Source organism: Microbacterium sp. NPDC055312, from assembly GCF_053645675.1.
In genome coordinates this window covers 536,423-549,910 of the sequence record NZ_JBSHMU010000003.1, presented here as the reverse complement: position 1 = coordinate 549,910, position 13,488 = coordinate 536,423, and the positions used below count along the sequence as shown (strand labels likewise).

At 70.4% G+C, this 13,488-nt stretch carries 11 protein-coding genes and 1 pseudogene; 6 read left to right on the top strand and 6 right to left on the bottom strand.

Features of this window, described 5'->3' with window-relative positions:
- Positions 1-5: 5 nt before the first annotated feature.
- A complete protein-coding gene (locus ACWIDW_RS11110) occupies positions 6-1,310 on the bottom strand; it encodes a histidine--tRNA ligase (protein WP_454125320.1) in 1,305 nt (434 codons plus the stop codon).
- A 77-nt stretch (positions 1,311-1,387) separates the two neighbouring features.
- On the opposite strand from ACWIDW_RS11110, the gene ACWIDW_RS11105 reads away from it, so the two are divergent.
- Positions 1,388-1,615 carry a hypothetical protein gene (locus ACWIDW_RS11105; RefSeq protein WP_454125273.1) on the top strand — a complete coding sequence of 76 codons (228 nt, stop codon included), beginning with the start codon at positions 1,388-1,390 and terminating at the stop codon, positions 1,613-1,615.
- Positions 1,599-1,937, top strand: coding sequence for a type II toxin-antitoxin system PemK/MazF family toxin (locus ACWIDW_RS11100; protein ID WP_454125271.1), 339 nt, complete (start codon positions 1,599-1,601; stop codon positions 1,935-1,937). The genes ACWIDW_RS11105 and ACWIDW_RS11100 overlap by 17 nt, the downstream gene beginning before the upstream one ends.
- A 790-nt stretch (positions 1,938-2,727) precedes the next feature.
- Here the strand turns inward: ACWIDW_RS11100 and ACWIDW_RS11095 are convergent.
- Positions 2,728-3,204: pseudogene (locus ACWIDW_RS11095) on the bottom strand (MazG nucleotide pyrophosphohydrolase domain-containing protein); the annotation flags it as partial.
- Between the two features lie 4 nt (positions 3,205-3,208).
- A complete protein-coding gene (locus tag ACWIDW_RS11090) occupies positions 3,209-4,384 on the bottom strand; it encodes a Na+/H+ antiporter NhaA (protein WP_454125269.1) in 1,176 nt (391 codons plus the stop codon).
- 57 nt (positions 4,385-4,441) lie between these two features.
- Between ACWIDW_RS11090 and ACWIDW_RS11085 the strand changes: the two genes are divergently transcribed.
- Positions 4,442-7,105 (top strand): phosphoenolpyruvate carboxylase, encoded by a 2,664-nt coding sequence (locus ACWIDW_RS11085; RefSeq protein WP_454125268.1) that lies wholly within the window; start codon positions 4,442-4,444, stop codon positions 7,103-7,105.
- A 126-nt stretch (positions 7,106-7,231) separates the two neighbouring features.
- The gene (gene gdhA, locus ACWIDW_RS11080) at positions 7,232-8,596 is read left to right on the top strand and encodes an NADP-specific glutamate dehydrogenase (protein ID WP_454125266.1); all 1,365 of its coding nucleotides are present in this window, start codon (positions 7,232-7,234) and stop codon (positions 8,594-8,596) included.
- Between the two features lie 68 nt (positions 8,597-8,664).
- Here the strand turns inward: gdhA and ACWIDW_RS11075 are convergent, their stop codons facing one another.
- Genes ACWIDW_RS11075 through ACWIDW_RS11065 form a run of 3 tightly spaced genes read right to left on the bottom strand, consistent with a single transcriptional unit; the run spans position 8,665 to position 11,971 of the window.
- On the bottom strand, positions 8,665-9,294 hold the full coding sequence (locus ACWIDW_RS11075; protein WP_454125265.1) for a gamma carbonic anhydrase family protein: 630 nt from the start codon (positions 9,292-9,294) through the stop codon (positions 8,665-8,667).
- A 22-nt stretch (positions 9,295-9,316) separates the two neighbouring features.
- Positions 9,317-10,354 carry a cytochrome d ubiquinol oxidase subunit II gene (gene cydB / locus ACWIDW_RS11070; protein ID WP_454125263.1) on the bottom strand — a complete coding sequence of 346 codons (1,038 nt, stop codon included), beginning with the start codon at positions 10,352-10,354 and terminating at the stop codon, positions 9,317-9,319.
- Positions 10,355-10,378: 24 nt separating this feature from the next.
- Positions 10,379-11,971: a cytochrome ubiquinol oxidase subunit I gene (locus ACWIDW_RS11065; protein WP_454125262.1), complete on the bottom strand. Its 1,593-nt coding sequence runs from the start codon at positions 11,969-11,971 to the stop codon at positions 10,379-10,381.
- 146 nt (positions 11,972-12,117) lie between these two features.
- On the opposite strand from ACWIDW_RS11065, the gene ACWIDW_RS11060 reads away from it, so the two are divergent.
- Together ACWIDW_RS11060 and ACWIDW_RS11055 are read left to right on the top strand one after the other, a co-directional pair.
- The gene (locus tag ACWIDW_RS11060) at positions 12,118-12,474 is read left to right on the top strand and encodes a BlaI/MecI/CopY family transcriptional regulator (protein ID WP_313357270.1); all 357 of its coding nucleotides are present in this window, start codon (positions 12,118-12,120) and stop codon (positions 12,472-12,474) included.
- Positions 12,475-12,483: 9 nt separating this feature from the next.
- A complete protein-coding gene (locus ACWIDW_RS11055) occupies positions 12,484-13,293 on the top strand; it encodes a M56 family metallopeptidase (protein WP_454125260.1) in 810 nt (269 codons plus the stop codon).
- Positions 13,294-13,488 lie beyond the last annotated feature (195 nt).

The window sequence follows — 13,488 nt, the reverse complement described above, 5'->3', positions numbered from 1 at the left end:
TGGACTCAGGACAGCGGCTTGACCTCGAGCGAGCCGACGGTGTCGCCGGAGCGCAGTGCCGCGAATCCGGTATAGCCGTCGGCCGCCGCGCGCTCCAGCAGCGCCTTCATGTTCTTGGGCCGGCGCTCGAGGCGAACGCGTGCGACGCCGTCGCGCAGCAGCGCCGACTTGTGCGCCAGCAGCTCGGCCACCGGCACGTCGGCGTCGTGCACGAGCACGACGGCCTGCGCCGTCTCGGCCTCGAGCTCGGCGACCAGATCGACGATGCGCTCGAAGCCGATCGAGAAGCCCACGGCCGGCACCTGCTGGCCGAGGAAGCGGCCGATCATGCCGTCGTAGCGACCGCCGCCGCCCAGCGAGTAGTCCACCGACGGGTGGGCGAGCTCGAAGATCGTGCCGGTGTAGTAGCCCATGCCGCGCACGAGGAACGGGTCGTAGACCAGGGGCGGCTCCCCGGCATCCGGCCGCGCGGCGGTGACTGCTTCTCCGAGCGAGACGAGGTGCGCGACGATCTCGTCGGGGGCACCCTCGGGCAGGGCCTTGCGGATCTGCCGCTCGCCGTACGGGTTGTACTCCAGGGTCTGCGGACGACTCAGGAACGCCTCGAACCGATCGACCGCTTCGAAGTTGGGTCCCTGCGGCCTGTCCTGAGCTGGTCGAAGGGCCTGTCGAAGGGCCCGCTCGCGCAGCTCGGCGGCGACACCCGAGGGTCCGATCTTGTCGAGCTTGTCGATCGTGATGAGCACGCCGGGGCGCTCGTCCTCGGTGAAGCCGAAGCTGTCGAGCATCCAATCCAGGGCGCGGCGGTCGTTCACGCGCACGATGCCGCCCTCCAGACCGAGTGCGTCGACGGTGTCGATCGACGCCACGATCAGCTCGGCCTCGGCGCGCGCGGAGTCGTCGCCGATGATGTCGATGTCGCACTGCACGAACTGGCGGTAGCGGCCCTTCTGCGGGCGCTCGGCCCGCCAGACCGGTCCGATCTGGATCGCGCGGAAGACCGTCGGCAGCTGGCCGCGGTTGGTCGCGTAGAAGCGTGCGAGCGGCACGGTGAGGTCGTAGCGCAGACCGAGATCGCTGAGTGCGGCGGGGTCGTCGGCCGCGGCGCGGATGCCGTCGGCGTCGAGGCCGCGGCGCAGGATGCTGTACGAGAGCTTCTCGTTGTCGCCGCCGATCCCGGCGTGCAGGCGCGCGTGCTCTTCGACGACGGGCGTCTCGATCTCGTCGAAGCCGTGCGCGCGATAGCGCTCGCGGATGACGGCGAGCACGCGCTCGCGACGGGCCTTGTCAGCGGGGAGGAAGTCGCGCATTCCGCGCGGCGGGTTCACGGTTGCCACCTGTCCATCTTTCCAGGTCTGAGGAGTATGCAACGCGGTATACTCTCGGTATGACTGTGACGACCATCAAGGTCTCCACCGAGTTGCGGGACCGGCTCAAAGAACAGGCTCGCGCCGAGAACAGCACCATCGGTGCGTATCTGGAGAAGCTGTTGGAGCGGGAGCTGCGGGCTCACCGCTTCGAGCAGCTGCGGGAGGCCATGTCCAAGACCACTCCGGAGGAATGGCAGAGCTACCGCGAGGAGACCGAGTGGTGGGATCGTGCCGCTGAAGCATGAACTCGCACCGCGCGACATCGTCTGGATGAACCCCGACCCGACGGTGGGCCGCGTGCAGGCCGGCCGTCGCCCTGCGGTGGTCGTCGCCGGCGTTGGCTACCTTCAGGTGGTCGACACGCTCGCCATCATCGTGCCGATCACATCTGTGCACCGTCGCTGGCCGAATCATGTTCCGATCAGCGGCCTTCCGGTGCCGTCGTGGGCGATGACGGAGCAGGTGCGCGTCGTCTCACGCGACCGACTGCACGGTGACCTCGGTCGGGTAGACGACGCGACATTCCTGCAGATCCGGAGTTGGCTCAGGGATCACCTGGATCTGTGAGCACGTCGCGGGCTGAGCGCGCAGCGAGGAGCCGGATGCCGGTCATCCCGGCCTCGAAACCGACACCCAGCTCCCGGACAGCACCGGCTCGCGCCATGCACAGCCCGGCGAGGAGCCAAACGCCGGTCATTCGCCGTCCGGAACCGGCTTCTGGCTCCCCGTCAGGCTCGACGCGAGGCGCGCGGCATGCGGCACGCGGCACGCGGCACGCGGCACGCGGCACGCGGCCGACGTGGGGCAGTCGACGTCAGTCGCCGGGCTCGGCGGCGCGGACCTCGGACTCCAGCAGGCGGAGGCGCTCGCGCAGCGCGCGCTCGGCATCCCAGCCATGTTCACGCGCGACCGCCACGAGAGCGAGCAGAGCGTCACCCAGCTCGGCTTCGGATGCCGGCCCTTCGGCAGGCCCTTCGACAGGCCCTTCGACAGGCCCAGGGACCCAAGATGGCGCGGGCCCTTCGGCAGGCTCAGGGACCCAAGGTGGGACAGACCCTTCGGCAGGCTCAGGGCCCCAGGGTTCGGCAGGTCCTTCGGCAGGCTCAGGGACCCAAGATGGGGCGGGCCCTTCGACAGGCTCAGGGACCCAAGATGGGGCAGGCCCTTCGGCAGGCTCAGGGCCCCAGGGTTCGGCAGGTCCTTCGGCAGGCTCAGGGACCCAAGATGGGGCGGGCCCTTCGACAGGCTCAGGGACCCAAGATGGGGCAGGCCCTTCGGCAGGCTCAGGGACCCAAGATGTGGCAGGCCCTTCGACAGGCTCAGGACAGGCCGCAGGGGCCCAGCAGGGCGCAGGGGTCAGGCCAGCTGCGCGCCCGAGCACCTTCTGGGCGCGGGCGAGTGCGGGCATCCCGGCCGGCACGCCGTCGAGGACGCTGCGACGCTCGCGCTTCTCCGCCGCCTTGGCTGCGTTCCAGTGCACGAGCACCTCCTCCGGCGTAGTCGCGACGGCGTCGCCGAAGACGTGCGGATGCCGGCGCACCATCTTCTCGGTCAGCCCGCGCGCCACGTCGTCGATGTCGAACGGCTCCGACGCGCTCTGCGCGGCGATCGCCGCGTGGAACAGCACCTGCCACAGCAGGTCGCCGAGCTCTTCGCGCATCTCGACGCGGTCGTCGCGCTCGACGGCGTCGATCAGCTCGTGAGCCTCTTCGATGAGGTACGGCACGAGGTCGCGGTGGGTGATCCGCTGCGACCAGACGCACCGCTCACGAACCTGACGCATCGTCTCGGCGGCGGCGCGGAGGGCATCGGGCTCGGCGAGCGGATCGGTCATCTGATCACTCCACTGCGGCCGCGAGTCGGCGGTACGAGCGCGCCCGCGCGGTGACGACGACGGCCGAGAGCACCAGGGCGATGAGCGAACCGCCCAGAACGCCCAGGATCGCCTGGTCGCGGATCTCGCCGTCTCCGGCGAACGCGAGGTTCGCGAGCAGCAGCGAGACCGTGAAGCCGATGCCGCCGAGGGTGCCCGCGGCGAGGATGTCGGGCAGCCGCAGCGCCGGCTCGGTGCCCTTCGGCCGCAGCTGCATGCTCAGCCACCCGAAGACGCCGATGCCGATGATCTTGCCGACCGGCAGGGCGACGAGGATGCCCCAGAACGCCGGCGACAGCTCGGTGGGCGCGACCTGCGGGATGACGACGAACGCGGCGACGAACGCGAAGATCGGCAGGATGACACCGTTCACGGTCGGCTCGAGCGCGTGCCTGGTCTTCTCGGCCGGCGCGGGCGACATCGCCAGGCCCAGCATCACTCCGGCGATCGTCGCATGGATGCCGGAGAGCGCCATGAAGCCCCACGCGAGCACCCCGAGCACCCCCATGAGCACGGCGATGCCCGACGAGCCGTTCTTCGCGACGACCCTGCTGAGCACGGCGAACGCGGCGACGCTCGCGACCGCGAGCAGGAACATCAGCCAGTCCACGTCGTGCGCGAACAGCACGGCGATGAAGATGATGCCGATGATGTCGTCGAGGATGGCGAGGGCGAGCAGGAAGACACGCACCGCCGCCGGCAGGCCCTTGCCGAACATGGCGAGCACACCGAGCGCGAACGCGATGTCGGTCGCCGTCGGGATCGGCCAGCCGACCGCCGTTCCCTCGCCGGTCGCGGGCCCGGCGATCAGCAGATACACCGCGATCGGCACGATCACGCCGCCGGTCGCGGCGATCGCCGGCTGCACGGCCTTGCGCGGCGAGTCGAGCTCACCGTGGGTGAGTTCGTAGCGCAGCTCGATCGCGACGACGAGGAAGAAGATCGCGAGCAGCCCGTCGGCCACCCACTCCTCGATCGACAGGTCGAGTCCGGTGCCCGGGATGGCGATGTGGGCGTGCAGCACGTCGGCGATGCCGTCGTGGGTGGCCAGGTTCGCCAGCAGCAGGCCGAGAGCCGCAGCGGCGAGCAGAAGCGCCGCCGGGAACTGCTGGCCGCGAAGAGGATTGTCCGAGATTCGCATCCCCACCACTCTGTCACAGGGGACGGATGCCCTGTTCGGGCGGTTTACGCTCGAAACATGTCGCTCGAGCCCACGAACACCGAAGCCATCCGCGTCATCACCCGATTCGAGGCCTCTCACGGCATTCCCGACGCGATGCGCGCGGATGTCCGGATGCTCGGCGGCCTGCTCGGGCAGGTGCTGCGCGAGTCCGGCAGCGCCGGGCTCTTCGAGGACGTCGAGCGGCTGCGCCTGGCCACGATCCAGGCATCCGAGATCGACAGCGACGCGGCGGCGTTCACCCGCGCCGCCGAGATCGCCGACTCGTTCACGATCGAGCGGGCCGACGAGGTCGCCCGGGCGTTCACCTGCTACTTCCACCTGGTCAATCTCGCCGAGGAGCACCAGCGCGTGCGCATCCTGCGTGAGCGGTCGGGCCAGGCTCGCGAGGGGGCGACCGATACGGTCGCGACCGCGTTCGCCCAGCTCACGAAGGAGATCGGGGAGGACGCCGCTCGCGAGCGTCTCGCCGAGCTGCGCTTCCACCCGGTGTTCACCGCGCACCCGACCGAGGCACGCCGCCGCGCGGTGTCGGGCAGCATCCGCCGCCTCTCCGACCTGCTGACCGAGCACGATGCCGCGAGCGAGGGCGGCGCCGACGCGCGTCGGGCCCGGCGGCGGATGCTCGAGGAGATCGACACACTGTGGCGCACCGCTCCGCTGCGCGCGCAGAAGCCCACGCCCACCGACGAGGTGCGCACGGTGATGGGCGTGTTCGACGAGACGCTGTTCAGCACCGTGCCGCACGTGTACCGGCGCATCGACGATGCGCTGCGCGGCGACGAGTCCGGCGCGAGCGCACCCGTCGTCCCCGCCTTCGTGCGCGTCGGCTCGTGGGTGGGCGGCGACCGCGACGGGAACCCGTTCGTCACGGCGGCGGTGACGAGGGAGGCCGCTCAGATCGCGTCCGAGCACGTGCTGCGCGGGCTCGAGCGCGCCCTCGACCGGATCGGCCGCGCGCTCACCCTCGACGCCGCCGACACCCCGCCGAGCGACGAGGTCAGCGCGATCTGGCAGCGCTTCGCCGACGAGCATCCCGAGCTCGCCGATGAGATCGCGACGCGCTCGCCGTCGGAGCCGCATCGCCGCGTGATGCTCGCCCTCGTGCACCGCGTGCACGCGACCCGCGCCGAGCAGGTCGGCGCCTACGGCGCGCCCGAAGAGCTGCTCGCCGACCTGCGTGCGGTGCAGTCGTCGCTGGCGGATGCCGGTGCGCGCCGCCACGCGTTCGGCGGCCTGCAGCACCTCATCTGGCAGGTGGAGACGTACGGCTTCCACCTCACCGAGCTCGAGGTGCGCCAGCACTCGAAGGTGCACCGTCAGGCGCTCGAAGAGCTCGACGCCGGTGCAGAGCTCAGCGCGCAGACCGAAGAGGTGCTCGACGTGTTCCGCGCGGTCGCCGACATCCAGCGCCGCTACGGCCTGCGCGCCGCCGGCCGCTACGTCGTCTCGTTCACGCAGTCCGCGCAGGACCTCGCCAACGTGCACCGCCTCGCCGCCTACGCCCTGGGCGATGACGCGCCGGTGCTCGACGTCGTCCCGCTGTTCGAGACCTTCGCCGACCTGCAGGCGGCCCCCGCGATCCTCGCCGAGGTCGTGCAGTTCCCCGAGTTCCGCGCCCGCCTCGACGCCACCGGCGACCGGCTCGAGGTCATGCTCGGCTACTCCGACTCGTCGAAGGACGTCGGGCCCGTGGCCGCGAACCTCGCCCTCTACGAGGCGCAGCGTCAGATCGCCCTGTGGGCCAAGGAATCCGGCATCCGGCTCACCCTGTTCCACGGCCGCGGCGGCGCGCTCGGCCGCGGCGGCGGCCCTGCCAACTCGGCGATCCTCGCGCAGCCGCCGCACTCGGTCGACGGCCGCTTCAAGCTCACCGAGCAGGGCGAGGTGATCTTCGCCCGCTACGGCGAGCCGGCGATCGCGATGCGCCACATCGACCAGGTGGCCGCGGCCACCCTCCTCGCCTCCTCCCCCACCGTCGAGCAGCGCACCAGCGGGGCTGCCGAGCGGTTCGCCGACGTCGCCGCGACGATGGACGCCGCGTCGCGCGAGCGGTTCTTCTCGCTCGTCGCCGCCGACGGATTCGCGCCGTGGTTCGCGACCGTCACGCCGATGGAGGAGATCGGGCTGCTCGCCCTCGGCTCGCGCCCGGCGCGTCGCGGCCTCTCGGTCGAATCGCTCGAAGACCTGCGGGCGATCCCGTGGGTGTTCGCGTGGACCCAGGCGCGGATCAACCTCGCCGGCTGGTTCGGTCTGGGCACGGCTCTGGATGCCGTCGGCGACGAGGCACGGCTGATCGAGGCGTACCGGGACTGGCCGCTGCTGCGCACCATGATCGACAACGTCGCGATGAGCCTGGCGAAGACCGACGAGCGCATCGCTCGCGAGTACCTCTCGCTCGGCGACCGCGACGACCTCGCGAAGATCGTGCTCGACGAACTCGCGCTCACCCGCGACTGGGTGATCCGGCTCACCGGCGGCGACCAGCTGCTCGGCAACAAGCCGGTGCTGCAGCGCGCCGTGCAGCTGCGCACCCCGTACGTCGACGCGCTGTCACTGCTGCAGCTGCGTGCCCTGCGCGCGCTGCGCTCCGAGATCCAGGGCGAGACCGACCCCGACCTGCAGCGCCTGCTGCTGCTTTCGGTCAGCGGAGTCGCCGCGGGGCTGCAGAACACCGGCTGATAGCATCCCGACCGACTCATCGTCGGAGCAGGCTCGGCTCGCACGCTACAGTGAGACCCTGCCTGATCCGGTGAAGCATCACGCGACACGATCGCGCCCCTGATCCCCCAGCAGAAAGCTTCCCGCGTGACAGACACCACCGACTTCCACCCGCTCAGCGCCGCCGCGCAGCCCGTGTTCGACACGGTGCGGGCTCTCAACCCGAACGAGCCGGAGTTCCACCAGGCGGTGCACGAGGTGCTGCACTCCATCGGCCCCGTCCTCGAGCGCCACCCGAAGTACCTCGACCAGGGCGTGCTCGAGCGGCTCGTCGAGCCCGAGCGGCAGGTGATCTTCCGGGTGCCGTGGACGGACGACTCGGGCAGGCTGCAGGTCAACCGCGGCTACCGGGTGCAGTACAACTCGGCGCTCGGCCCGTACAAGGGCGGCCTGCGCTTCCACCCGTCGGTGAACATCTCGATCATCAAGTTCCTCGGCTTCGAGCAGATCTTCAAGAACGCCCTCACCGGGCAGGGCATCGGCGGCGGCAAGGGCGGCTCGAACTTCGACCCGCACGGCAAGAGCGAGGCCGAGGTCATGCGCTTCTGCCAGTCGTTCATGAGCGAGCTGTTCCGGCACATCGGCGAGCACACCGACGTCCCCGCCGGCGACATCGGCGTCGGCGGGCGCGAGATCGGCTACATGTTCGGCATGTACCGCAAGATCACGAACCGTCACGAGTCGGGCATCCTCACCGGCAAGGGCATCGGCTGGGGCGGCGCTCAGGTGCGCACCGAGGCGACCGGCTACGGCGCAGTGTTCTTCGTGCAGGAGATGCTCGCGGTGCACGGCGAGAGCCTCGAGGGCAAGCGCGTGGCGGTCTCGGGCTCCGGCAACGTCGCGATCTACGCGATCGAGAAGGCCACCCAGCTCGGGGCGCGCGCGGTCACGGCATCCGACTCCTCCGGCTACATCGTCGACGACGCCGGCATCGATCTCGCGCTGCTGCGTCAGATCAAGGAGGTCGAGCGCGGTCGCATCGTCGAGTACGCGAACCGTCGCCCCGGCGCCCGGTTCGTCGAGGGCGGCAACGTGTGGGAGACCCCGGTCGACATCGCCGTGCCGTCGGCAACGCAGAACGAGCTGAACGAGGACTCGGCACGCATGCTCATCGCCAACGGCGTGCGCGCGGTCGCCGAGGGCGCCAACATGCCCTCGACCCCCGAGGCCGTCGGCGCGTTCCAGGACTCCGAGGTGCTGTTCGCACCGGGGAAGGCGGCGAACGCCGGCGGCGTGGCGACATCCGCTCTCGAGATGAGCCAGAACGCGTCGCGCCAGCGCTGGAACTTCGCGAACAGCGAGCAGAAGCTGCGCGACATCATGGCCGACATCCACGACGCGTCGTTCCGTGCCGCCGAGCGCTACGGCGCCCCCGGCGACTACGTCGCGGGCGCCAACATCGCCGGCTTCGAGCGGGTTGCGGATGCCATGCTCGCGCAGGGCGTCATCTGACCCGACGCATCGCTGTCCCTCGCTGAGAAACCACTTCCTGCACGAGAAACCACGCCTGAGCGGGTTTCTCACGCGGGAAGTGGTTTCTCGCCTTCCGGGGGCTGGATGCGGCGGTCGGCCGCGTGGCGGGCGAGCGAGCTCGCGTAGCGCTCGGTGAGCTGCACCATCAGGTCGGGGGTGTCGCGGTCGACGCCGAAGACGTGGCCCGGGAAGTCGAGGGCGGGCATCGCGGCGGCGATCTCGTCGGCACGGTCGGGCGAGAACAGCTGCACGGGGTAGCCGACCGCCACCCAGCCGATCGGAACGACGCTGCCCTCGGGCAGCACCGCTCGGCGCTGGACGATCGCGTTGACGCGCACCTCGCAGCGCGGGCCGACGATCGCGCCGTTGAAGATGCGGGCTCCGGATGCCAGGAACACCTCCTCACCGACCGTCGCCCCCGCGATGCTGGCCAGCGTTCCCACCAGGGTGTGATCGCCGATGTGCACCGCGTCGGCAGCCGTCGCGCGGATGAGGGCGTTCTCCATCACGATCACGTGCTCGCCGAGGGTGATCGGCCCGCCCTCGGCGGTGATCACCGCGCCGTGCAGCACCTGACAGTTCGGACCGATATCGACGTCGCCCGAGATCACGGCTGTCGGCGCCACGACGGCGGTGTCGTGGATGCGGGGCCGAGCCCCGAGGTGCTCGTACATCATGCGGCCAGACTAGCCCTGCGCGTCACCGGGCGCGCAGCACCGCCGGCAGCACGATGTGCACCTCGGGGATCATCCCGGGGGTCACCCTCTTGCGGAAGATCCAGTAGCTCCACGCCTGGTAGAGCAGGATCACCGGCAGCGACACCGCGGCGACCACGGTCATCACGCCGAGCGTGTACGGTCCGTTGGCGGCGTTCCACACGGTGAGGTCGAACGCGGCATCCACCGTCGACGGCAGCAGCAGCGGGAACATGCCGGCGAAGATCGCCCCGGCGCCGAACAGACCGAACCCGGCGAAGCCGATGAACGCACGGCCCTCGAAGCGCCGCAGTGCGGCACGCCATCCGTAGACCGCGGCGAGCACGGCGAAGACGATCAGCGTCCAGGCGAACACCGTGCCGCCGTGCACGAGCTGCACCCATATGGCCCACACCGCGGCGGGAGCGATGCACAGCGGCGCCCAGCGGGCGGCGAACCGCCCCGCCCGCTCGCGCACCGGCCCGTCGGCCTTGAGGCCGAGGAAGGTCGCCGAGTGCAGCAGGGCGAAGCCGACCACCGCGAGCCCGCCGAGCACGGCGGGAAGCGTCAGCCACACGAACGGACCGCCGACCCGGTCGCCGTTCGCGTCGATGGGCAGGCCGGTCGAGGTCAGCGCCAGGGCCGCGCCGATGCAGAACGCGACGATGAGCGAGCCGATCCCGATCATCCAGGTCCAGGCGATGCGCCAGCGTTCGGTGTGCACCTTGCCGCGGTACTCGATGCCGACGGCGCGCACGATCAGCCCGACCAGGGTGATCGTCAGCGGCACGTACAGGGTCGAGAACAGCGATGCGTACCAGGCGGGGAACGCGGCGAACATCGCCGCCCCCGCGGTGATCAGCCACACCTCGTTGCCGTCCCAGACCGGGCCGATGGTGTTGAGCATGACGCGGCGATCGCGCTCGGATCGGGTGGAGAAGACCATGTGCATCCCCACCCCGAGGTCGAAGCCCTCGAGCAGCAGGTAGCCGATCCACAGCACGGCGATCGCGATGAACCAGACGACGGGAAGCGGTTCCATTTCCTCAGTTCCTCTCGGGCCGGGTCAGTATGCGAAGGCGAGCACGTCGTCGCGTCGGTCGGGGTCGGGTCGGGTGTCGTCGCCGTCGTCCGGATGCCCGGATGCGGCGAGTTCGGGCATCGAGGCGGCCACGCCGCCGCGCACGTACTTCACCATCAGGTAGAGCTCGATCACGAGCATCACGCCGTACACCGCGGTGAGGGTGATGACCGAGAACAGCATCTCGGCGGCGGTGACGCCGGGTGAGACGGCTGCCGCGGTGAACATGAAGACCCCGTCGATGCCGGTCGCGTCGGGGTTCGGCGCGACGACGAAGGGCTGGCGGCCCAGCTCGGTGAAGATCCAGCCGGCGATGTTCGCGGCGAACGGCGCCACGATGCCCAGCAGCGCGAGGCGCATGATCCACGGCGAGCTCGGCACGGTGCCCTTGCGGGTCAGCCACAGCGCGACCGCCCCGCCGAAGGCGACCACGCCGCCGAGGCCGATCATCAGCCGGAAGCCCCAGTAGGTGACCCACATCACGGGCACGTAGTGCACCTCGGTGCCTGCCATGTCGCCGTAGAGAGCGTCGTCGGGGATCGTCTTGCCGTACTGGTCGACGTACTGCGGCTCGAGGTCCTCGATGCCGGGCATGTCGGCGCCCCACTCCCCCGTGCCGAGGAACCCGAGCACGCCGGGGATCTCGATGAGGGTGACCACGTCGGCGCAGTCCTTCGATCCCGGGTCGCCGAGGGAGAGCACCGAGAACGATGAGCCGGTGTGGCAGGCGGCTTCCGCAGCCGCCATCTTCATCGGCTGCTGCTCGTACATCAGCTTGCCCTGGATGTCGCCGGATGCCACGGTGCCGAGGAACCCGGCGATGGCCACGATCGCGCCGAAGCGGAGCGACCAGATCCAGACGCCGTGGTCCTTCTTGTCGCGCCCGGGCACGGCATCCGCCTGTCCCACGATCACGCGACCGGTCGCGTCGACCGAGTCGATGCCGTCGTGGCGGCGCCGCCACAGGTGGTACCAGGAGATGCCGAGCAGGAACATGCCCGCGACGACCAGGGCGCCGAAGATCGTGTGGGTGTAGGCGGCGATCGCGGTGTTGTTGGTGAGCACGGCCCACACGTCGGTCATCACGGGGCGGCCGTCGGCACCGAGCTCGACACCGACCGGGTGCTGCATCCACGAGTTCGCGACGATGATGAAGAACGCCGAGATCCACGATCCGATCACCGCACACCAGAGCGCCGCGAGGTGCAGGCCCTTGCGCAGGCGCCCCCAGCCGAAGATCCAGATGCCGAGGAAGGTCGACTCCACGAAGAACGCGAGCAGCCCCTCCATGGCCAGCGGTGCGCCGAACACGTCGCCGACGAAGCGGGAGTACTCGCTCCACGCCATGCCGAACTGGAACTCCTGCACGAGCCCGGTGGCGACTCCGACGATGAAGTTGATCAGGTAGACCTTGCCCCAGAACTTCGTCATCCGCAGGAACTTCTCGTCTCCGGTGCGCACCCACCGGGTCTGCATGATGGCGACCATCATGCCGAGGCCGAGAGTGAGCGGCACCATCAGGAAGTGGTAGACGGTGGTGATGCCGAACTGCCAGCGGGCGATGTCGAGAACGTCCACTCGGTTTCTCCGTTCGCGAAGGGGGCGGCGGTCGTCCGCCACAGCTATTCTACGCTTCGTAGAACTTCTTCGACACACGATAGAACAAATTCGACAGGGAGTAGAATCGAAGGGCCGGACAAAATGCGTGAAGGAGGGATGCGCTCATGGGAACGCTCGGAGAACTCGAACGCGCCGTGATGGATGCCATCTGGGATGCCGATGGGGCGCTCAGTGCATACGACGTGCAGAGCCAGCTCGAGACCGATGGACGAGCGCTGGCCGTCACCACCCTGCTGACCGTGCTGTCGCGCCTGGAGAAGAAGGGCTTCGTCGCTTCCGACCGCTCGGCCCGCCCGCACCGGTACACCGCCGTCGCCTCTCGCACCGACCACGTGGCCGAGCTCATGCACTCGGTGCTCGGCGACGCGGGAGACCGCGCCGCCGTGCTCAAGCGCTTCGTCGGCGGGGTGTCGCCCGAAGATGCTGCCGTGCTGCGTCAGCTGCTCGGCCGCTCGGGCTGACGCGTCGCCATGCTGACGGTCGCGACCGACGCCGCGCAGAGCGGCGCCCTGGTCATCCCGCACGGGGTCGTCATCTTCGGCGCGATCGCGCTGGGCCTGGTCTCGATCGCGCTCGCGTGGCCGGTTCCGGTCGCCCTGTCTCGCGCGGCCTGGCCGATGCGCGCACCCGTGATGGCGCTGCTGCTGTGGCAGGCGATCGGCCTGGCCGGCGGGCTGTCGATGATCGCGGCGCTCGCGCTGACCGGTTACGCCGCACTGCCCCGGCATCCGTGGCTCGCGCCGATGCCCGCCGCCCTGTTCACCGTCTATCTGCTCGCCCATCTCGGCGCGACCATCGTGCAGGTGACGAAACAGCGCCATCGCCACCTCGCGCTGCTCGAGATGCTGACCTCGCCGCATCCCACCCGCGCGCGCACGCGGGTGATCGACGAGGCGGTGCCCATGGCGTACTGCCTGCCGAACGGGCCGCGGTCGGTGACCGTGCTCTCACAGGGACTGCTCGACCGCCTGGATCCCGACGAGCTGGTCGCCGTGATCGCCCACGAGCGCGCGCACGTCGAGCAGCGGCACGACCTGCTGCTGCTCGCGTTCCGGGCCTGGCGGTCGGCGCTGCCGTGGTTCCCGATCGCGGCACGCGCGGAGGTCGAGGTCGCCGCTCTCGTGGAGATGCTGGCCGACGACCACGCGCGCCGCGAGGTGCGTGACGAGGTGCTGGCCCGGGCGATCCTGCAGGTGGGCGCGAGCGGAGTGCCCGGCGCCGATCAGCCCGTGTCGGGGTCGATGCGGGTGAGCGACAGGTTCCGCCGGCTCGCAGACTGACGCACGACTCGGGCGGCCGCGGGGGCGCCCCGCCCCCCCCCCCCCCCCCCCCCCCACCCCCCCCCCCCCCCCCCCCCCCCCGCCCCCCCCCCCCCCCCCCCCCCCCCCACCCCCCCCCCCCCCCCCCCAGCCCCGCCGACACGCCATCGCCCACCGACGCACAGTCACCGAGCGGGTGAAACTCCTGCCCGACAC